The following is a 20,259-nucleotide window of genomic DNA, read 5'->3' as shown; positions in this document are numbered from 1 at the left end:
CCATAAAATGAAACAGATGATTGATAAAATTTAGCCCTTTATAAAAGGTATGAATTATTCAGGTTTAATATACCTCCTAAAAAAGCACAGTCATTTTAGACTGTGCTTTTTATTTTAGTTCCAAGTCTGCCAGCTGTTTCCCATCTGCATGGATGATACTTCTACCTCAGCTAATGATGACAAGTCAATAATTTTATCCACTTGTACCCCTCCTCGTATAGTTTATTTTATTTAAAACAACATTTTCACGCCGTCAAATAACTTTAAATTTTGTTAAATAATCTGTTTTCACCCACCTACAATAATAATAATATCTCTTACTAAAGTTGGAATTGTTTCAATATCAAAAAGAAAGGTCATAATAAAGTCAAGTCCAGACTCCTGTGTAAAATGCTATACAATGTTTTTACCATTTCTACTTATCAAAATTAATGTATTTTCTTGAAGAATAAATCCATTCATCATGCAGGTCCATAAGAACGGCTCCAATTAAGCGATTGGCTGATGTTTGATTGGGGAAGATGCGAATAATCTTTTCTCTTCTGCGTACTTCTTGATTCAGTCGTTCAATTAGATTGGTACTCTTTAGTCGATTGTGGGAATTTCCTTGTACGGTATATTGAAAGGCGTCTTCGAATCCATCATCCAATGATGCGTAAGCTTTTGAATATTTTGGTTGATCGATATAATCATGAATCAATCGATTTTTAGCCTCACGCGCTAAGTTAATATCTGTGAACTTAAAAATTCCTTTAACAGCTTCTCTGAAAGATTTTGAATTTTTTTTAGGAATGGTGGTAAAGATATTTCTTAGGAAGTGAACTTGGCATCTTTGCCAACTTGCGTTGGTGAAGGATTTTCTAATGGCAGAGACTAATCCTTTGTGCGCATCAGAAATAACGAGTTCCGTACCTTGTAAACCGCGTTCTTTTAGGTATTCAAAAAATGTTGTCCAGGTCTCTTCGCTTTCGCCACTTTGAATCATGAAGCCGATAATTTCACGGTCGCCATCTTTGGTTATTCCAATCGCTATATGACAGCTTTTTGAGAGTACTCGATTTTCTTCTCGTACTTTTATATAGAGTACATCGGTCATTAAGTAAGGATAATTTTTTTCTGATAATAAACGATTCTGCCACTCGTTAACCATAGGTTCTAGCTGTTCTGTTAAGCTAGAAACGAAGGACTTAGAGACGGATTTATCACAAAGTTCTTCCATAATTTTTGATACTTTACGAGTTGAAACGCCTGATACATACATTTCCAACATTGAAGCCATGAGGGCTTTTTCGTTTCGTTGATAACGTTCAAACACTGTGGGTGAAAAATGGCCATCACGTGTTCTGGGTACTTTTAATTCTAGCGTGCCTACACGTGTCGTAAAGCTGCGCTCATAATAGCCATTTCGTTGACTTTGTCGGTTTTCTGTTCGTTCATATTCTTTTGCTTGAATATATTCTGTTCGTTGATTTTCCATTAGTTGATTAAATACCGTTGTTAAAATATTTTTAGAAACGTCATCCTTTACAGAATATTCAATAATGCTTTGAATCTCTTCGCTTTTCAGTGTAAAATGTACTTGGGTCATGTAAAAGTCCTCCTGGGTATGTTTTTGTCGTTAAAAACATTGTACCGTAAAAGGACTGTTATATGGCCTTTTTACTTTTACACAATTATACGGACTTTATCTTTTTATAGACAGGTATTTGAAAAATTAATCTGTACTAATACTAGTTTCTACAAAAAATAATTAGTTCAATTATATTCCTAATCCAGTGCCAGAAATATCCCAGGGATCTTCATTTAGTAAAATCCAATCAAAATACAAACTGCTCACCTCTTCCCAAATAATATTTTTATTTATATTTGTTTGTGTTAAACTCATCATAGTATTAAGCAACCTATTTTTGTTTTTTTGGTCTAGTTTTTCGTCACTAATATTAAAAGGAGCTGTTTATTATTGAAATTGCAAAACTTTTAAAACAATTAAGAGAAGAACGTCATATTTCTCAACGTCAATTAGTTGAAGGAATTTCTCAACGAACTACTTTGTCTTCCTTTGAAACGAATGGCACAAGAATCGCCTTTCATCTTTTAGAACAGTATCTTGATAGAATGAATATTACACTTGATGAGTTCCAATTTCTCTTGAATCAACAAAAATTAACACCTAAAAAGGAGCTTTCACAAGATTTATACAATAATTATTACCACCAAAATTATGAAAAGGTTCAACAGAACCTTTCTTATTGCCTATCTTTATATGAAGATACAAATGACTTTTACTACTATCATTTATATGCTCAATATGCACTCGTCCTAGAGAATAAAAATCTCTTTTCTTTAACTGACGAAGAAATTACAGACATTTCAAATCGACTCTTATCTCACTTTTCTACGATTGAAAACTGGGGACGTTTTGAATATGCTTTATTTTCAAATACATTGTTTCATTATGATGACGATTTTATTTACACCATGATTAAGAGTCTCGATAAAAAAGATGCCATTGCATCCATTACTGATATCCATCATAAATTAAAAGCAAATGCTATTTTTATTTTTTTGAAACGCGGCAATTATTTTTATGCAAAAAAACTTATCCTTCATTTAGAGAAAAAAACAACCGTTGAACATATGAACTCACGATTGCTAATCCACTATTTTAAAGGAATTTTACTAGTAGTTGATAATCAATCTGAACACGGAATTCAACAAATTAATCAAGTAATTGGAACTTTTCAGTACACAGGCGAAACGAGCTATGCCGATGAATTGTCCTCTTTTGCTGCAAAATTTATTAACTAAAAACTATCCCCTCATGATCGTTTTTTTCTTTGAGTACTTCTATCATACAATAGTAAATTACACCAAAAAAATCTACCTGACTGTTCATAAAAACAATCAAGTAGATTTTTTCTTATTTTAAATATTTGGCATGAAATGAAAAATGTTCTTCTAAAAAGGTCGAAATAAAGAAATAACTGTGATCGTATCCAGCGAATTTTTGATAACCGACTTTTCGATTATTTTCAAGCGCATTGGCTAAGAAAGTTGTTTCTTTTAATTGTGTCTCATAGAAACCATCTGCTTCTCCTTGCATGATGAGAATCGGTACTTGTGGGGCTGTCTTGATTAATTCGGAAGCATCCCAGTTTTTCCAAGTTGCTTGATTGTCTCCCAAATAAGCGGTCAACGCTTTTTTTCCCCAAGGCACTTGCATTGGATTTAAAATCGGTGCAAAAGCCGAGATGGATTGAAACCTTGCAGCGTTTTTGAGACCCAGAACGAATGCACCGTGTCCACCCATCGAGTGTCCCATAATGCTTTCTTTTCCTGAGAAATGAGGCAGCAACTGTTTAACAATTTCGGTTAATTCTTGTGTAAGATAGGTATACATTTGATAATTTTTGGCCCAGGGCATTTCTGTCGCATCGACATAAAATCCGGCACCTTGTCCTAAGTCCCAATTAGCATCATCGGCTACCTCTTCGCCACGTGGGGACGTATCAGGGATAACAACCGCCATCTGATACTTTTCAGCTAAACGTTGGAAACCACTTTTTTGGCTGAAATTATCATCCGTACAAGTCAACCCTGAAAGCCACCAAAGAAGTGGTAGCTCTTTGTTTTCTGAGTTGGACGGTAAATACAGACTAAAGGTCATCGCACACTGTAAAACGTTTGAATCATGACGGTATTTGCGTTGCTCACCACCAAAAGCCAACGCTGTTTCAAGTAATTCGACAGTCATTTCCTCACTCCTCATAAGTTAAAATTGTTCGAATGGATTCGCCTTTGTGTAGTAAATCAAATGCTTCATTGATATCAGAAAAATTCAAATGATGGGTAATAAAAGAATCCAAGTCAATCTTGTCCGCCATATAATCGGCAATCATTCCTGGTAATTCTGTTCGCCCTTTAACTCCACCAAAAGCCGACCCGCGCCAAACACGGCCAGTGACTAATTGGAATGGGCGTGTACTAATTTCTTTTCCTGCCCCTGCAACACCAATAATAATACTTTCGCCCCATCCTTTGTGGCAGCATTCTAAGGCAGATCGCATAACATCGACATTACCGATACATTCAAAACTATAATCAACGCCGCCATCCGTCATTTCTACAATGACTTCTTGAATCGGTTTTTCAAATTTCGTTGGATTAATAAAGTCGGTCGCACCCATTTTTTTGGCTAGTTCAAACTTGTCTTCGTTCACATCAATCGCCAAAATGCGTTTTGCTTTGGCTTGGACTAATCCTTGAATCGCTGCTAAGCCAATCGCTCCTAAACCAAAAACGGCCGCAACTGCCCCCTCTTCCACTTTTGCCGTATTATGGACAGCGCCAATTCCTGTTGTGACACCACAACCAAATAAACAAACCTTATCCAATGGTGCTTCTGGATCGACTTTTACTAAAGAAATTTCTGGAACAACCGTATATTCACTAAATGTACTCGTACCCATATAATGATAAATCGGTTCGCCATTATAAGAAAAACGGGTCGTTCCATCTGGCATCAGCCCTTTTCCTTGAGACTCTCTCACCGCACTACATAAGTTGGTTTTACCTGATAAACAGAATTTACACGCGCCACATTCTGCCGTGTACAATGGAATCACATGATCTCCTGGTTGTACTAACGTAACTCCTTCACCGACAGAAACCACGACACCTGCGCCTTCGTGTCCTAAGACTGCTGGGAAAACACCCTCTGCATCATCGCCTGATAACGTGAAGGCATCCGTATGACAAACCGAAGTATAAAGTATTTTAACTAAAACTTCATTGGCTTTTGGCTCCTCCACATCAATTTCAACAATTTTTAGTGGTTCACCAGGACCAAATGCTACCGCTGCTCTACTCTTCATTTTCATCACTTCTTTCCTCTTACTTTTACATGCTTCTTATTATCACATACTCTTCTAGTGAATGCTATTTTGAGTGATTTATCACAAGGAGTTAAAGGTTCAGCACAATCGTTGTCTCCTTTTTGAATCTTAAACAAAACATTGACTTCTGATACAAATGATTCTTAAAACAATCATCGTGCAAGAGTATAAACCGAAGCAATTTTTTTATTTCATTCGCTTCCTTTGCTTTCGTATATGGTAAAATAGTGACAAGACAAATATCGATTTAAAGGAGGTCTTTTTTTGCAACAGATTCGACCATTTATCAAAGACAATAAACGCTATTTACTAGCAAGTTTTTTAATTCCTTTTGGGATTATGGCATTGATTTATTTAACGATGGGGATTTATCCTGGGAGTAGCCGCAGTGTGCTAGCCAGTGATGCTTTTTCTCAATTTTCGAATTTCCATGCGAGTTTTCGTAATGCGATGCTTGGAAAGCAAAGTTTCTTTTACACTTGGAATGCATCGCTTGGACTGAATTATTGGGCGTTGATTTCGTATTATTTAGGTGGTTTCTTTACACCGATTGTCCTACTTTTTCCGAATCAATGGATGCCCGATGCACTCTATCTGATTACCCTGCTTAAAATGGGAAGTGCTGGGTTAGCCTTTTGGTTTTATGCCAAGCATACCTTCAAAATTGGGCGTTGGAATCATGTCGCTTTAGCGGTCTGTTATGCACTGATGTCGTTTGTGACGGCCCACTCTGAACTGGTGATGTGGCTCGATGCATTCATCTATCTTCCGCTTGTGATTTGGGGGATCAATCGATTACTGGAAAAACAAAAACCGGTTCTCTTATTCGTCAGTTATTTATTACTCTTTTTATCCAATTACTACATGGGCTTTATGATTGGCATCTTTTCGTTCTTGTATTTCTTTTTACGCGTCTTCGGACAATGGCGTACAGGAAAAAATCAAATCTTGCCTTATCTTGGCACATCACTGTTAGCTGGTGGGGCATCGATGGTCATGATCTTACCGATGTTTCTTGATTTGCGTTCAAACGGTGAAGCCTTAACTGAGATCACCAAATTTAAAACGGAAGCAACGGGTGCACTCGATTTCTTCGTTAAAAATATGATTGGTGTGTATGATACGACCAAATATGGCTCGATTCCCTTTATTTATGCCGGTGTTTTACCTTTGGTCTTTGTGCTTTTATATTTTGTTTCAAAACGCATCGCCTTAAAAGATAAACTGCTGTCGCTCGTTTTATTGGTGCTACTAATTGCCAGTTTCTACATCGTGCCACTGAATCTTTTCTGGCATGGGATGCATGCGCCGAATATGTTTTTATTCCGTTATGCCTTTTTACTATCGTTCTTACTCTTAATGCTCGCCGGTTACGGCTGGGAACAATTAACTAAAGACGATTACGGGCTTTTCCTAGGACTAATTTTGACTCTGATTATCACCTTTAGTATCGCCTATGGTTTAATCCCAAAAGATCAATATACTTACTTGGATGTGCAGTCTTTCTTATTAACAATCGTTTTCTTAATTGTTTATCTGTTACTATTCAGCTTGTACCAACTCAAACTGTTCTCCTTGAAACGCTTTACGGTTTTCTTATTACTATTTGTTTCATGCGAAATGGCACTCAATACACATGGCATGGTGATGGGTATTTTAGAAGATTGGAATTATGCTTCACGTAGTTTGTATACCGCACCGCATAAACCCATTAAGACACTAGTTAATCAGGCAGCCGCAGATAGCGATGGCTTCCATCGTTTAGAAAACTTAGATCCCGTTTCCGCTAATGATGGACTCAATTATCATTACAGCGGTGTTGGACTCTTTTCTTCAATACGTAACCGAAATTCATCAGAACTGTTAAATAAACTTGGTTTTCGTTCAAGAGGAACCAACTTAAATATTCGTTATCCAAACAATACGTTATTAATGGATAGCCTTGTTGGCATTCAATACAATATTTCAAAAACCGACGTACAAAAATACGGCTTTAATCGGATTGGTGAGAAAGAAAATTACGCCCTTTACAAAAATGATTACGCCTTACCGATTGCTTTCCTCGCACCGAAGGAAAGTTTAAAGGTCACACTGAATGAAAATGATAACCTCGGTAATCAAACGGCACTTTTTAATAGCCTCAGTGGTTTAAATGAAAGCTTCTTTCACTTCCACCCCATCTCGGTGGTCAATAGTAAAAATACAACGATTAATGATGCTGGCAATAGCACCACCTTTACCGAGATTGAACCAAATATTGCCAAAGAAATTACTTGGGAAGTCACCGTTCCCGCTAACAGCCAAGCTTACTTGAGTTTGTATCCTTCCAACTTTGGCAAGTTAAAAAGCTCGAACGTAACGATTACCGTCAACGGCGAGCAACGAAAAACACAAATCAATATTAACGGTCAATACTATAACTTAGGTTACTATCCAGAAGAGACGACCTTCCAATTTACTGCAAGTTTTTATGGGACGCCGGAAGTTTCCTTCCAAAACCCACAAGTCTTAACATTGGATACGGAAGCTTACAGTCGCACAATGAATCAGCTTCAAAAACAAAGTGCCGACCTAACCGTCAGCAATCGTAAAGTCAAAGGAAGCGTGGATGTCGATGAAGCACAACAACTTGTCACAACGATTCCTTACGACAAAGGCTGGAGCGCCAAAGTTAATGGAAAAAAAGTTGACGTTGAAGCCTTCCAAGGCGGATTCGTCAGCATCCCACTGGAAGCCGGCACCAACAAAATCGTCTTAAGCTTCTTACCACAAGGCTTCTTAATCGGCTTGTTCTTATTTATTAGCTGCATCGCCCTGTTTGTCTTTTGGCAACGATGGAAAAAAACAAAAAGAACTTAAAAAGACTAAATAAAAAATTCGTGTATCGAAAATCATTTAAGATTTTCGATACACGAATTTTTGTTATCAATCTAACCCGTCCCACCTTTTTCAAAGGCTGTTAAACACATTAAAATCAGCAAACAAATAAACAACCCCATCAGAAACACTAACTGGTAACGATCTTCTTGCGGACCAAAAATCGTTAAAATAATTAATAGCGCCGTAACAATATAGAGGATTACACGTACCATCCAATATATCCTCCAGAGGTCTTTTGAACCTTAATTAAAGTCATTCCTGCATATTTCGATGGTGGGTATGATTTGAACTCATATTTTTTAAATTGAGCTCTTACATTGTTTTGATTTTCTATTACGTTAGCTGTCTGTGCATGGCCAACTTGTGCGCCACCTATTCCAATCAATAAGACCAGAGTAGCCAAAACGAATTTTTTCATTAACGACACCCCTTCTATTTTTCCCTTATCATACAGTAAAAGGGCTTATAGAAACGAAATTATACCTAAACGGTTGAATTTCACCCCTGAACGGTCAAATTAACTGTTTTAATTGTCGTCTACCAACGAAACATTTTTCACCATTGCTAAAAATGAGCTCCCGATTCAGCTGGTCAATTTCACGGATATTTTGTTTATTTGCGACAAACGATTTATGTACTCGATAAAAAGCAGGCGAAAGTTGTTCGATTTCTTTTAAATTCCCCAGAAAACTGACGGAACCATTTCTCAAATGTAAAATTAATTTGTGAGAATTTCCTGGCACGGTCTCCACGAACATCACGTCAGACAATTCAACCCAACGAATTCGATTACCAATTTCAAAACGGATTCGTTCATCTAAAGCTTGGGCTGTTGTCAGATAATGCTGGTTCGCTTGTCGCAGTGCTTCCGTCACTCGTTGCGTGATTTCTTCTCGATTGTCTTTAGCGATATAGTCCATTGCTTCAACTTTGTATTGAAACGTCAATGGCAATAACTCATCATGGGTCGTAATAAAAATAATTTTACCATGCGGATTCCGATTACGAATTTCTGCACCTAATTGAATCCCATTCATCTCTGTATTCAAATCAATATCTAAAAAATAAACACCTTGCGTTTGTGGGTATTCTTCCAAATAAGTCAATATTTCTAATGGATTTTCTGTATTCAAACGTAAAGTCATTTCCCAATTGTTCAGTAAAATTGTTTGTTGTATCAACTGTTCAAGGCTGGTTCTTTGCGCTAGGTTGTCTTCACAAATAAAAATTTCAAGCATCGTTTCCCTCTACAATCGTTAAATTTTGTAAGAAATAAGTTGAGTCAATCATTGTTTCAAGAAAGATTCCCGAAGATTGATTGACTAATGTTTCGACTGTCGAAAGCCCTAATCCTCGACCTTCACCTTTAGTCGAAAACCCAGACTCTTTTAATTGGTAAAGTGGCTCAATCATCGTTCGAACCGTATTACGAATCATCAATTGGATTTCATTTTCCTTAGAAAAAAACGCGATATCTAATCTTCCCTGTCCGAGCGTTTCTAACTCTTCAATCGCATTATCTAATAAAATACCCACGACACGAATCAAGGCAATCTCATCGATCGTAACTTGCCAACTCATCGCTTCGATTTCTAAATGGACTTGAACCCCTTTTTCTTGGGCTAATAACAATTTTGCGGTCAATAAACTCCGTAAGCCCGCATGTTCGATCTTTTGTAAATCTGCTAATCGGGTATTATCTGTATGAAGTAATTGCCGTGTTGGTTGAATTTCTTGTTCATAATATCTTCTCATCGCAGCCATATCCCCTGATTCGAGATAACCTTCTAGGGACATTAAAATATTCAAGTAGTCATGTTTGAATTGGCGGATCGCTTGATTCTGCTTACTTATTTCATGAACATATAGTTGCATCGCCCGTTGCTCGATTGCTTTTTCTTTTGTTTCAAAAGTTAATTTTTGATTCCTTGAAAAAATTGCAACAATTAAAGCGAAGACTCCAATTAATAAGACTGAAAGAGACACCGTCAGTTCAGTTAATGCATTTCTCTCCATACCAATCGGAACATTTAATAAATAATTATAAAGGCTGAACGTTTGAATACTCAACCAAGCTAGGAATAAAAGATAGCCTAACCGTTGTTTCAAAAATAGCTGTATTCGTGGTAAAACATATCTTTGAATCAGTATACTTAAACTAGCCACAAGAATTACTGTAAAACACATATATAACATGATTTGCCATTCTTTCGCTTCCATTGCTAAGAAAAACAAGACTTCTCTTGGATAAAGTAAGAAGTTGTTTAATTTAAAAATACCAAACGCGATAGCAAAATGAAGCAAAGTAATCCCTATCGGTTGTTCTCGTCGATTCATATAAGACAAGGAAACTAAAAGTACCACAAAAAAAAGTTCTGAAACGACGGGGATAACTAGTTTCAACTGCAAATTAATAGCAATAAATAATAAAATTATCGCACCCATACTTACCTTCTTGTTTCTCAATGACAAACGATCTAGTATGGTAAACGCCACAAACATATCAATAATATTCAAAAGATCAATGACATAAATCACAGCTACAACTTCTTTCGTATATGATATTTTTGTTTTCATTATATCATATTCGCTTCTTGAATAATAAAAACGCCCTTAACTTTTACCGTTTAGGTGTCATTTTCGACCGTTCAGGTAAGAAGGGTATTTTTATTATTTTTTTGATATATAGTCTATTCATATAGAAGAGGAGAAGAAATGGGAATAAAATATGATTAAGAAAAGAAAAAGATCAAACGTGTTACTTATCGCAACATTGGCTAGTATCCTTTTAATGGGAATCGGAACTGCCTTAGCAGATACCATTGATAAAAGCTATACTTTTTCGTTCTCTGGTCCTTTATCAATGACTTATACAGAAGCTTATCCAAAAGATACTAAATCATCGATGTATATCAGTGTAACCTCTACATCTGATTCTAGCCGCAGTAGTTTTAAGATAAAACCCCAAGTTTTTAATGGGGATAAATATGTTAATACTGGTAGTGGAGGCACCGTTGAAAAAGGAAAGCGTTATGAAGTTTATAATTATGCTGTTGAAAATTTTGGCGAGCGAATTCCTGTACGCTTTAGAGGTGAGCGTTCAACAGCATCCAAACTAACATTTAAAGGTAAATGGTCACCTGACTATACCTATGAAAGTGGAGTAATCGTCTTACCTTAAATACTAAATAACACTTACTCTTCTTCTATTATTTGTATAGATTTTAAATATTTGGAGGTTTCTCTCATGATTATTTTTCGTATAAAACAAGTACTAAAAGAAAAAATACTCCTCTTTTCTTTTTTGATTTTAATGTTAATTAGTCTCGGTCAATTTTTCAGTAATATTTGGTCGGAACAGTTAATCAATCCTAACGCTTATCCAACGAGTTTGTATTATGCTTGGATTTTATCGAATGATGGGAACTCTTTCTTTCCCTTTCTCTACTTATTTTCTGTTTTCCCGCTAACGGCTTTACCTATGGGTTTTTATTTAAATCGTGAAGGTCACAGTCAATACGACTACATACAAATCATTCGAAAGAATAGAAAAAAGTATCTCCTCTCACTTTTAAGCGTGAACAGTTTATTAGCATTTGGCTTAGCAACGATTCCATTACTATTCAATGTTTTTTTTAATGCACTGCGCTATCCTGCATTAAAACCGTATCGCTTTACCGATTATATGCGCGCTTATCCTAGAGAAAATGGCACTATTGCTAAATCATTATTTCTAGAGCGCCCTTTTTTAAATATCTTATTATTCATTTTACTGACAGGAATCTTCGCTCTCTTGCTTAGCAATTTGATTTTACTACTAGGACTATTCATCAAGAAAACCATTTATTTGTTTGCCTTATCCTTATTGATCCCATTAGTATTATTTTTGATTCCCGGTGGCTACTCAATTTCACCACTAGGATTCCTTGTTGTCGTGCCAGGAAGCAACAATGTTTATCTCTTACCCATTCTCTGTTTAATCGCTAGTTTTGGATCGCTAACGCTCTTTCTTTTTATTTATTATGTTAAAAAAAGAGGTTCGGTATCATGATCCAATCATTTTTAGTCCTGATTCGCCATGAGAAGAAACTACTTTTACTATTTCCTTATGCCTTTATTTGTTTTTATTTTTACCTTACACTCAATCTCTATACTCTTTTTTCCTTTTTAGAAGATTCTTTCATTTTTGGTGTCTTCATCTATCCGATTTATTTAATTTATCATTACGCCATTACTGAATACTATTATGGGACTTTTACTCAAATTCGTATGAGCAATCGAATAAAAAAGAAATCGCGTTTTTTTTACGCTTTATTTACTAGCTCGACTTTCTTTATTGTCTTTTACTTGCCCGGATTCCTAATTACTATTTTCCAAAATCGTTGGGAGAAGGTACCCATTGAAACACTTTTTCAAAGCCTGATAAATCAATGGATATTTTATTTTATCTTGAGTTATGTTTTACTACATTTAAAAAAATCGTGGCAATCAAAAGGGTTCAAATTCCCTCTGATCATTCTCTTTATTCTTGATTTTTATGTGTTTGATGAATGGATTTTCAAAACAATCGGCCTTAAACCGACACCAAATACTCTTGATTCCTTTGGTATTTTTACCCTCTTTTACTTAGCGATTCTTTTCTTTATTTGGTTACGAACGGCAATTTCTACAGTAGGAATGCCATTAATCGAACGCGATTTACGTATTCGTAAAAGAGAGTGGCAGGGTTTTTTCGTTTTACTCTCCTTTTTATTTGGATTAACACTTTATTTTTTCTCTCAACAATCGGATGTCTCACTCCTACTTTGGTATTTATTATCTTTCTTTCAAGGGATTAGTCGAGAGGGCTTTAATTCGATTCAGCAAGGCGACTTCTATTCATTTCCTTTGATTTGGTTTTGCTTTTTATTAAGCTTCCTGATTTTATTGTCATCGTTTCGCTCAGATGATTGGCAGCTATACGGACAATTTATTCGCATGCGGATTAGTAATCATCTTTTTCAAAAGACGAAAAATCTTTCCTTATTGATTTGGACAATGTTTTTCTTTTTATTACTCATTTTCATCCCAGTCTTAGTTGAACAAACATGGTTAATTGAAAATATCTTTGGAACACGACAAAACTTGCTTTTATATCTGGTTTTATTTTTCAGTCATCTTTATTTAACTGGACTTTGCTACGAGTATCTATCTATGATTTTCCCTGCATCTTTTAGCTTATTAGTTACAGCTATTGGACTGCTAATTCTTCTATTTACAGGTAAGGGTCTATTTATAGGAGTCACCATGTTCAATCAATGGGTTACAGGTGAACAAAATCCTTGGCTCGAAGGCTTGTTTCTCTTGATTTTCTATCTCATGTTATTTAGTAGTCTCAAAATCTATCAAACAATCGTAAAAAAGAAAGGAACATACTGATGGAGATTATCATTACGAATTTAACAAAAAAATTATCTGGGCGTACAATTTTATCAAATATTTCTTTAACCATTCCTAAAGGTCAGGTTACTGGAATCGCTGGAGTCAACGGTTCTGGGAAAAGTGTTTTACTTAAATGCATCGCAGGATTGATGCCTTATAACCAAGGTGAAATCAAAGTTGAAAATCAGGTGATTGGCGAAGAAATCGAGCATCCTCCTCATACAGGCGTACTCATTGAAATGCCTCAATTTATTGGTGAGTTTTCTGGGAAAGAAAATTTACAGTTTTTGGCAGCTATTCAACATTTAATCGGTGAAAAAGAGATTCAAGCTGCTCTTGAAACCGTTGATTTAGTTGCAGCTCAAAATGATAAATTTAAACGATACTCCCTAGGAATGAAGCAGCGTTTAGGAATCGCTCAAGCTATCATGGAAAATCAAACTCTCTTACTACTCGATGAACCGACTAACGCATTAGACGAAAAAGGAATTAAAATGATGACATCGATTATTGAACAAGGGAAGCAAGAAGGGAAAACAATTATTGTCACTAGCCATGATAAAGATTTTTTGAATGCTGTTTCTGATATTCAATATCGTTTATGCGAAGGAGTACTCGAACAATGAAACCTAAACAACCGTTCTTCTTTTTCACTTGTCTTTGCTTTATTGCACTCGGAATATTTAGTGGTATGAAAATTTATCAAGTCAATCAGGATAATTCAAAATATCAAATAACGGAAGTAGCAGCTGAGCGAGGACAGGTAGTTACAATGGACGCTTTCGAATTTGTACTTGAGGAAATCCAACCTTCTTATGAAGCCTATGACAAAGAGTTTTCAATTAACAAACTTTACACACCGATTATCTTTTCAATTAAAAACATTTCAAACGAAACCATTGATCTTTCGAAAGATCAATCCTTTACTTTCTACGAAGAAGTTCAAGACTTTAACAACTTAGTTCGTAGCCAAATAGACGGCGTACTACAGCCTGGTGAGTCGATTCGCTTACAAGTAACTGCCGATATTGTCAGCGATGATAGCGATCCCTATTATCCTTCTTATCAACTTGGTGATTCCTTTTCATTATTTCTATCACCCATTTTTTCTGTACAAGGCGGTGACCCTATGGAAGGTTATTCTGTTTATCGTTATAACATAAAAAATAATTCTCCCATGTGATTCCGTTCCTGGATAAAGTCCGTATAATTGTGTAAAAGTAAAAAGGCCATGCAACAGTCCTTTTACGGTACAATGTTTTTAACGACAAAAACATACCCAGGAGGACTTTTACATGACCCAAGTACATTTTACACTGAAAAGCGAAGAGATTCAAAGCATTATTGAATATTCTGTAAAGGATGACGTTTCTAAAAATATCTTAACAACGGTATTTAATCAACTAATGGAAAATCAACGAACAGAATATATTCAAGCAAAAGAATATGAACGAACAGAAAACCGACAAAGTCAACGAAATGGCTATTATGAGCGCAGTTTTACGACACGTGTAGGCACGCTAGAATTAAAAGTACCCAGAACACGTGATGGCCATTTTCACCCACAGTGTTTGAACGTTATCAATGAAACGAAAAAGCCCTAATGGCTTCAATGTTGGAAATGTATGTATCAGGCGTTTCAACTCGTAAGTATCAAAAATTGTGGAAGAACTTTGTGGTAAATCCGTCTCTAAGTCCTTCGTTTCTAGCTTAACAGAACAGCTAGAACCTATGGTTAATGAGTGGCAGAATCGTTTATTATCAGAAAAACATTATCCTTACTTAATGACCGATGTACTCTATATAAAAGTACGAGAAGAGAATCGAGTACTCTCAAAAAGCTGTCATATGGTAAAAGCCAAAAACGTATCAATAATATTCAAAAGATCAATGACATAAATCACAGCTACAACTTCTTTCACATATGATATTTTTGTTTTTATTATATCATATTTGCTTCTTGAATAATAAAAATACTCTTAACTTTTACCGTTTAGGTGTCATTTTCGACCGTTCAGGCAATAGGGCTTTACTTTCATATTAAAAATGACATACTAAACATATCAACTCAACGTTGAAAAAATAAGATTGAAAAGAGGACATTAAATTAAAAAAGAAAATTATATTAAGTTTGGCTGCAACATCTTTATTGGGTGCTATTACTTTATCCCCTATTTTAGTTCATAAAGTCGAAGCTGCATCCATTACCAAAAGTTACAGTGGTTCTTTCTCTAAAGCATGGCAAAAAAGCGCATCTACTTCAGATGGTGCTGGGGTTTTGACTTATGGATACAATACTGCTGCAATTAATGAAGACTATGCGCATGGCTACCATGCAACCAAAACACATTATGCCAGTGTATCTAATAGTAATGGAAGTCATACAAGTGGTAATGTTGGAAAAGGGAAAACGGCAAAGATAGAAGTCCGTCATAGCGGTTCAAACATTTCCTACTCGATGAGTTACTAATTTCTCTCGGCATTTGATTACGCTTTTCCCCGATACAAGTAATCGATTGTATCGGAGAAAAGCTTTATTTTTATCTCTTAAATTTGGAGGAAACAATGAAAAAAATAAAATACCTCTTAGCCTTTATTCTATTTTTTATCGGCTTTAGTTTTTCTGGAGAAAGCTTCATGCTCTATTTAGACACTTTTGAAGAGAACTTTCCGCAAACAACGTTATTTAAACCTGTTTCTGTCTCAGATGAAGAAATGAAGTCGGATCTCACGCTCGCGGCCAATCGAAACAATATCCAATTCTTCGCCTACCAAGAAAAATTGACTGGCGCCAAACAAACGGATATTTATATTTACACCACCCAAGAAACCAAAGAAGAGTTAAAGAACCATGCCGCAATCAGCGAAAAAGAATATAAGAGCTTATTACTTGGTAAAGCGACGATTCATCTAGAAGATTGGCAAACGATTCCGCAAATGGAGACAGTCGATAAAATTTACCTCTTAGGCGATGAAGAGAATCTCCAGCAATTTAAATCCGAGCTCGTCGATAAGTATGCTGGTAATTTTCCTAGAATGGTTACATCTTCCAATGAATCGGCACGAAATGTGCTGTTTGTTTGGATGATTCTTTTGATTTTGCTCTTATTTTTTACCTATTATGACATCTTATTTATGCGTAAAGAAATTTTAGTGAAAGTGGTCTTTGGTGAGGAGTTAAAATACCTTGTCTTAAAAAATATACTCATTGATACCTTTTTAACTTCTGTTTTTTTTGTTTCTGCCTACTTTTTCACTTCCTTCTTTACAAATACTCGCTTTGAACGTGTAAGCGTCTTGATTGCATTTAGTCTTTTTCTATTATTCAATGCGGCACTCTATACGACTCTTTTTCGGACAAACCTAAAAGAAGCTTTTTCAAATACGCAAAACGAGCGGCGTTTACTATTGGTTAATTACATGGTTAAGGTCGTCTCATTGTTATTGACCATCACAGTTACCTCTAGCTGTTTGGCACTATTTTCAGAATCATGGCAGTACGCTCAGCAAAAAGATTTTTTCAAAATATACCAAAACTTTAGTTACGTAAAACTCCATTTACTACCAAAAGATGAAACGAATGATTCTTTCGTGGCGCTCAATGAACAAAGTGCCAATTTACGAGAGCAATTTTATCAAGAATATGCAAATCAATCCTTACAGCTGGTTAACTTGTCCTATGCCGACTTTCGAATAACAAAACCAACTGTCCTGCTTAATTCTGCAGCGATTCCTTATCTAATCGAACAACTACCTGAGTTAAGATCTTATTCCTTTACAGAAGGGATTCATTATTTTTTCCCTAAAAAATATCAAATGGATCAAGAATTACAACAAACGACTTCAGAGGTCATTCAAGATTATATTGAGACTTCCAATCACGCAGAAAATTTTTCGACTTATGAGGACAGCACAAAAATCATGAGTATTGACGGGAAAAATTATTTTAATCGAAGTCGCTATCTAAAAAATCCAATCATCATCTTAAATCATACACTACCTGATGCTTCTGATTTGGAACGAAACTTGCGCCGAGCCTATTATGCCTATGATGTGATGTATCAACTCACCGATGACGCATTTGATTCATTTATTAAACAAAATCACTTAGAAAATGAGTTGGCTGAAAAAACCAATGTTGAAGACGTCTACCAATACCATTGGCAATTCTTAAAACGTAGTGCCTTGATTGCTACGGTACTCTTTTTCTTCACAATTTTTCTAGAAATGATTGTGATTAGCCTTGTTTTAAAATTGGAATATCGTGTCCATGCAATGGAACTGTCGCTTAAAAAATTATTGGGTTATTCCATCTGGTCGCGCAATCAAAAAATGACATTAATGACATTATCTGCCAGCCTGCTTAGCACAATCAGCGCGATTGTGATGAATCAATGGCTTCAAATTGCTGAAGCTCGTTATATCTTGTATGGCGGACTTCTCGTATTGGTTGTTGAACTATTATTCATCGCAATCCACATCAAACGCATGGATCAATCTGAAATTCCAAAAATACTTAAAGGAGGCGCCCTATGATTGTCATTAATCAACTAACGAAAACATTTGACGAGCAAACGATTTTTGAAGATTTAAGTTTAACGATTGAAACAGGGGAATTCGTTGTTTTTTCTGGTCCTAGCGGTTGTGGAAAAACAACCCTCTTAAACATGATTGGTGGACTTGAAGTAGCTGATCATGGCGAAATTATAGTGAATGGTAACAATATTTTAAAACAAAAAAATTTGATGCCCTATTTTAGAGAACAAGTTGGTTTCCTTTTTCAAAATTTTGCTCTGATTGACAATAAGACAGTCAAAGAAAACTTAGCAATTATTAAGAAAAAAAGTCGAAACTCACAAATTTCGCTAGAAGAAGCTCTTCAATTCGTTGGCCTAGCAAGTAAAATGAATAGCAAAGTTTACAAATTATCCGGTGGTGAGCAGCAGCGAGTCGCCTTAGCTCGCTTAATGTTAAAAAAGAACCAAATTATTTTAGCAGATGAACCCACCGGATCACTAGATAAAAAAAACGCCGAAGAAGTCATGACTATTCTAGAAGCGATGCACCATTCGGGCAAAACAGTAATTGTCGTTACCCACGATGAGGAAATCAAAAAACGTGCAAAGCGAGTGATTCAATTATGAAGAAAAGAACAAAAATTTTACTAAGTCTGTTGTTCGGAGTGATTCTCCTCTTTCATCTTGCATGGGCTGGAAATTATTTCTTAAATTATCGTCCGTATACCAAAACGGTACCCATGCATGAGAGTGGCGAGTACTTTTTGATGACGGATAATTATGATTTGAGTGTAGCGATGCCTAGCTATCCAACCTTCACTGGGAATTTAGCGATTACAAATAAAAATGATGATTTATCCTTTATTATTTGGCCATCAGTCGGCGCTACACCTGAAATCGGACTTCAAATTTTAGGTCCTGATGGTGTCACTTATTCCGTCATTCTTGATCAATCCTTAAATTATGACAGTGGGAAAAATCCATCTGACATGCCTAAAGAACAAATTAATCAATTAATCATCGATCGTCGTACCGAAATGGACGAAATGTACGACTATGCAAAAAAGAGCTGGAAGGTGGCGACCCCTAAAAGTTAGAGTTTTTATTATGCAGCTGATTGGCTGGATTGAATTCGGTATTCGACCGGACTCAGTCCAGCCAATTTTACTTTTGATCGTACGTGGTTATACCAGTAGATGTATTCTTTAATTCGTCGTTTTAATTCTTCATAACTGACTAGTTTCTCTCCATAATACATTTCTTGTTTTAATATGCCAAAGAAATTCTCCATCGAAGCATTGTCTGCACACGTTGCTTTACGTGACATACTTTGGAATACATTATTTTTATTTAATGTTTTTACCCATTTATTATGTTGGTAATGCCAACCTTGATCCGAATGGATAGTTGTACGGTAGGTTGCGTGATTCTTTATTATCTCTATTGTTTCATTTAGTGGCTCCATGACTAAATCTAATGTTGGACGTTTCTTAATTCCAAACGCAATCACTTCTCCATTATATAGATCAAGAATAGGGTTTAAATACAACTTTTCTTCCCCTAGACATTTGAATTCCGTAATGTCAGTTACTAGTTTCTGAAATGGGATAGGTGTACTAAACCGACGTGCCAATCGATTCTTCGCTACCTTTCCAGTAGTTCCTTTATATGAATTGTATTTACGGGATTTTCGCATGAATTTTACACACTTTAATCCTAGCTCTCGCATAATGCGATACACCTTTTTATGATTAATACAGTATCCTAATTTCTTTAGCTCGTCTGTAATCCGTTTATATCCATAACGTTCATGAAACGCCTTAAATAGGTGAGTAATGCGTTCTTTTAGTTCGATATCCAGATCTTCTTTTCCGAAGTTCTTGACATGATAGTGATAGGTTGCTTCGGGAATTCCCACAACTAGGATAATATCCTTTAATCGGAACCCTTCTTCTTTAAGTTCGAATGCCCATTTCGCTTGCGCTTTTCGAGTAAGACATTCGGATTTTCCCGAAAAGCTCTCAGCTTTTTTAAATAGGCAATTTCTAATCTCAGTAGTTCATTCTCTCGTTCTAACTCCGCTTCACGTGTGAACTTGTTTTCTTCCTTTTTCTTTTGTTTATTTGGTTTCTTAGTCATAGAAGGTCGCTCCTTTGATTTTGGTTTCAAGCCTTCTATCCCTTGAGAATTAAAATCTTTCATCCAACGATAAATTAATGAAGGATTATTTAATCCGAATTGTTCAGTCGTTTCCTGATAAGAAGCACCTGTGTCTAACATAAATTGTATCGTATTTAATTTAAATTGAACAGGATATACTTCCTTCCTTTTTCTTCGTTTTAATCCCTCCATCCCTTGTGTTTTATAAGCTCTTACCCAATTTTGTAATGGTGTTGCAGAAGGCATATTGTATTTCTTCGCCAATAATTTATAACCAATATTTCCATCTAAATACTCCGTAACAAGCTTTATTTTAAATTCTTCACTATATTTAGCCATAAAAATACCCCCGAAAGTTAGATTTATTACTCTAACTTTCGGGGGTC

At 35.8% G+C, this 20,259-nt stretch carries 21 protein-coding genes and 1 pseudogene; 13 read left to right on the top strand and 9 right to left on the bottom strand.

Going from position 1 to position 20,259, the window contains the following annotated elements; translation table 11 throughout:
• Nucleotides 1–415 precede the first annotated feature (415 nt).
• Entirely contained in the window at nt 416–1,588 is a 1,173-nt protein-coding gene (locus ACFO3L_RS07515; RefSeq protein WP_379965446.1) for an IS256-like element IS256 family transposase, read from the bottom strand.
• Between the two features lie 362 nt (nt 1,589–1,950).
• Between ACFO3L_RS07515 and ACFO3L_RS07510 the strand changes: the two genes are divergently transcribed.
• Entirely contained in the window at nt 1,951–2,808 is an 858-nt protein-coding gene (locus ACFO3L_RS07510) for a helix-turn-helix domain-containing protein (RefSeq protein WP_379965471.1), read from the top strand.
• Nucleotides 2,809–2,920: 112 nt separating this feature from the next.
• On the opposite strand, the gene fghA is transcribed toward ACFO3L_RS07510, so the two are convergent.
• Together fghA and ACFO3L_RS07500 are read right to left on the bottom strand one after the other, a co-directional pair.
• On the bottom strand, nt 2,921–3,754 hold the full coding sequence (fghA, locus tag ACFO3L_RS07505) for an S-formylglutathione hydrolase (protein ID WP_379965443.1): 834 nt from the start codon (nt 3,752–3,754) through the stop codon (nt 2,921–2,923).
• Nucleotides 3,755–3,758: 4 nt separating this feature from the next.
• Nucleotides 3,759–4,874 (bottom strand): S-(hydroxymethyl)glutathione dehydrogenase/class III alcohol dehydrogenase, encoded by a 1,116-nt coding sequence (locus ACFO3L_RS07500; protein WP_379965440.1) that lies wholly within the window; start codon nt 4,872–4,874, stop codon nt 3,759–3,761.
• 285 nt (nt 4,875–5,159) lie between these two features.
• Between ACFO3L_RS07500 and ACFO3L_RS07495 the strand changes: the two genes are divergently transcribed.
• The gene (locus ACFO3L_RS07495) at nt 5,160–7,754 is read left to right on the top strand and encodes a YfhO family protein (protein ID WP_379965437.1); all 2,595 of its coding nucleotides are present in this window, start codon (nt 5,160–5,162) and stop codon (nt 7,752–7,754) included.
• 71 nt (nt 7,755–7,825) lie between these two features.
• Here the strand turns inward: ACFO3L_RS07495 and ACFO3L_RS07490 are convergent, their stop codons facing one another.
• The 4 genes from ACFO3L_RS07490 to ACFO3L_RS07475 all read right to left on the bottom strand — a co-directional run bounded on the left by ACFO3L_RS07490 (nt 7,826) and on the right by ACFO3L_RS07475 (nt 10,352).
• Nucleotides 7,826–7,987 carry a hypothetical protein gene (locus tag ACFO3L_RS07490; RefSeq protein WP_379965434.1) on the bottom strand — a complete coding sequence of 54 codons (162 nt, stop codon included), beginning with the start codon at nt 7,985–7,987 and terminating at the stop codon, nt 7,826–7,828.
• A complete protein-coding gene (locus ACFO3L_RS07485) occupies nt 7,975–8,193 on the bottom strand; it encodes a hypothetical protein (RefSeq protein WP_379965431.1) in 219 nt (72 codons plus the stop codon). The genes ACFO3L_RS07490 and ACFO3L_RS07485 overlap by 13 nt, the downstream gene beginning before the upstream one ends.
• Before the next feature lie 94 nt (nt 8,194–8,287).
• Nucleotides 8,288–9,013, bottom strand: coding sequence for a LytR/AlgR family response regulator transcription factor (locus tag ACFO3L_RS07480; protein ID WP_379965428.1), 726 nt, complete (start codon nt 9,011–9,013; stop codon nt 8,288–8,290).
• Entirely contained in the window at nt 9,006–10,352 is a 1,347-nt protein-coding gene (locus tag ACFO3L_RS07475) for a sensor histidine kinase (RefSeq protein WP_379965425.1), read from the bottom strand. Before ACFO3L_RS07475 ends, ACFO3L_RS07480 begins: the two co-directional genes overlap by 8 nt.
• A gap of 151 nt (nt 10,353–10,503) precedes the next feature.
• Between ACFO3L_RS07475 and ACFO3L_RS07470 the strand changes: the two genes are divergently transcribed.
• From ACFO3L_RS07470 to ACFO3L_RS07420, 11 genes and pseudogenes are all read left to right on the top strand, one after another.
• A complete protein-coding gene (locus tag ACFO3L_RS07470) occupies nt 10,504–10,956 on the top strand; it encodes a hypothetical protein (RefSeq protein WP_379965422.1) in 453 nt (150 codons plus the stop codon).
• A 66-nt stretch (nt 10,957–11,022) separates the two neighbouring features.
• Nucleotides 11,023–11,826 (top strand): hypothetical protein, encoded by an 804-nt coding sequence (locus ACFO3L_RS07465; protein WP_379965419.1) that lies wholly within the window; start codon nt 11,023–11,025, stop codon nt 11,824–11,826.
• Complete coding sequence (locus ACFO3L_RS07460; RefSeq protein WP_379965416.1) at nt 11,823–13,193, top strand: hypothetical protein; 1,371 nt, start codon at nt 11,823–11,825, stop codon at nt 13,191–13,193. The genes ACFO3L_RS07465 and ACFO3L_RS07460 overlap by 4 nt, the downstream gene beginning before the upstream one ends.
• The gene (locus ACFO3L_RS07455) at nt 13,193–13,822 is read left to right on the top strand and encodes an ATP-binding cassette domain-containing protein (protein ID WP_379965413.1); all 630 of its coding nucleotides are present in this window, start codon (nt 13,193–13,195) and stop codon (nt 13,820–13,822) included. The genes ACFO3L_RS07460 and ACFO3L_RS07455 overlap by 1 nt, the downstream gene beginning before the upstream one ends.
• The gene (locus ACFO3L_RS07450) at nt 13,819–14,379 is read left to right on the top strand and encodes a hypothetical protein (RefSeq protein ID WP_379965410.1); all 561 of its coding nucleotides are present in this window, start codon (nt 13,819–13,821) and stop codon (nt 14,377–14,379) included. Before ACFO3L_RS07455 ends, ACFO3L_RS07450 begins: the two co-directional genes overlap by 4 nt.
• Nucleotides 14,380–14,491: 112 nt before the next feature.
• Nucleotides 14,492–14,800 (top strand): transposase, encoded by a 309-nt coding sequence (locus ACFO3L_RS07445; protein WP_379965407.1) that lies wholly within the window; start codon nt 14,492–14,494, stop codon nt 14,798–14,800.
• Nucleotides 14,800–15,095, top strand: a pseudogene (locus ACFO3L_RS07440) (transposase). Before ACFO3L_RS07445 ends, ACFO3L_RS07440 begins: the two are co-directional and overlap by 1 nt.
• 202 nt (nt 15,096–15,297) lie before the next feature.
• Nucleotides 15,298–15,666 (top strand): mediterrocin family bacteriocin, encoded by a 369-nt coding sequence (locus tag ACFO3L_RS11520; protein WP_465253951.1) that lies wholly within the window; start codon nt 15,298–15,300, stop codon nt 15,664–15,666.
• A 95-nt stretch (nt 15,667–15,761) separates the two neighbouring features.
• A complete protein-coding gene (locus ACFO3L_RS07430; protein ID WP_379965401.1) occupies nt 15,762–17,732 on the top strand; it encodes a DUF1430 domain-containing protein in 1,971 nt (656 codons plus the stop codon).
• Complete coding sequence (ccmA, locus tag ACFO3L_RS07425) at nt 17,729–18,340, top strand: heme ABC exporter ATP-binding protein CcmA (protein WP_188366904.1); 612 nt, start codon at nt 17,729–17,731, stop codon at nt 18,338–18,340. Before ACFO3L_RS07430 ends, ccmA begins: the two co-directional genes overlap by 4 nt.
• Nucleotides 18,337–18,810: a hypothetical protein gene (locus ACFO3L_RS07420; protein ID WP_379965398.1), complete on the top strand. Its 474-nt coding sequence runs from the start codon at nt 18,337–18,339 to the stop codon at nt 18,808–18,810. Before ccmA ends, ACFO3L_RS07420 begins: the two co-directional genes overlap by 4 nt.
• A gap of 8 nt (nt 18,811–18,818) precedes the next feature.
• On the opposite strand, the gene ACFO3L_RS07415 is transcribed toward ACFO3L_RS07420, so the two are convergent.
• Both ACFO3L_RS07415 and ACFO3L_RS07410 read right to left on the bottom strand, forming a co-directional pair.
• Complete coding sequence (locus ACFO3L_RS07415; RefSeq protein ID WP_311985677.1) at nt 18,819–19,763, bottom strand: IS3 family transposase; 945 nt, start codon at nt 19,761–19,763, stop codon at nt 18,819–18,821.
• Nucleotides 19,649–20,212: a transposase gene (locus ACFO3L_RS07410; protein WP_379965395.1), complete on the bottom strand. Its 564-nt coding sequence runs from the start codon at nt 20,210–20,212 to the stop codon at nt 19,649–19,651. Before ACFO3L_RS07410 ends, ACFO3L_RS07415 begins: the two co-directional genes overlap by 115 nt.
• Nucleotides 20,213–20,259 lie beyond the last annotated feature (47 nt).

Origin of the sequence: Enterococcus eurekensis (assembly GCF_042654605.1) — a bacterium.
In the GTDB taxonomy this organism is placed as follows: Bacteria; Bacillota; Bacilli; order Lactobacillales; family Enterococcaceae; genus Enterococcus_I; species Enterococcus_I eurekensis.
The sequence above is the reverse complement of the archived record's forward strand: the minus strand, read 5'-3'. Positions and strand labels throughout refer to the sequence as shown.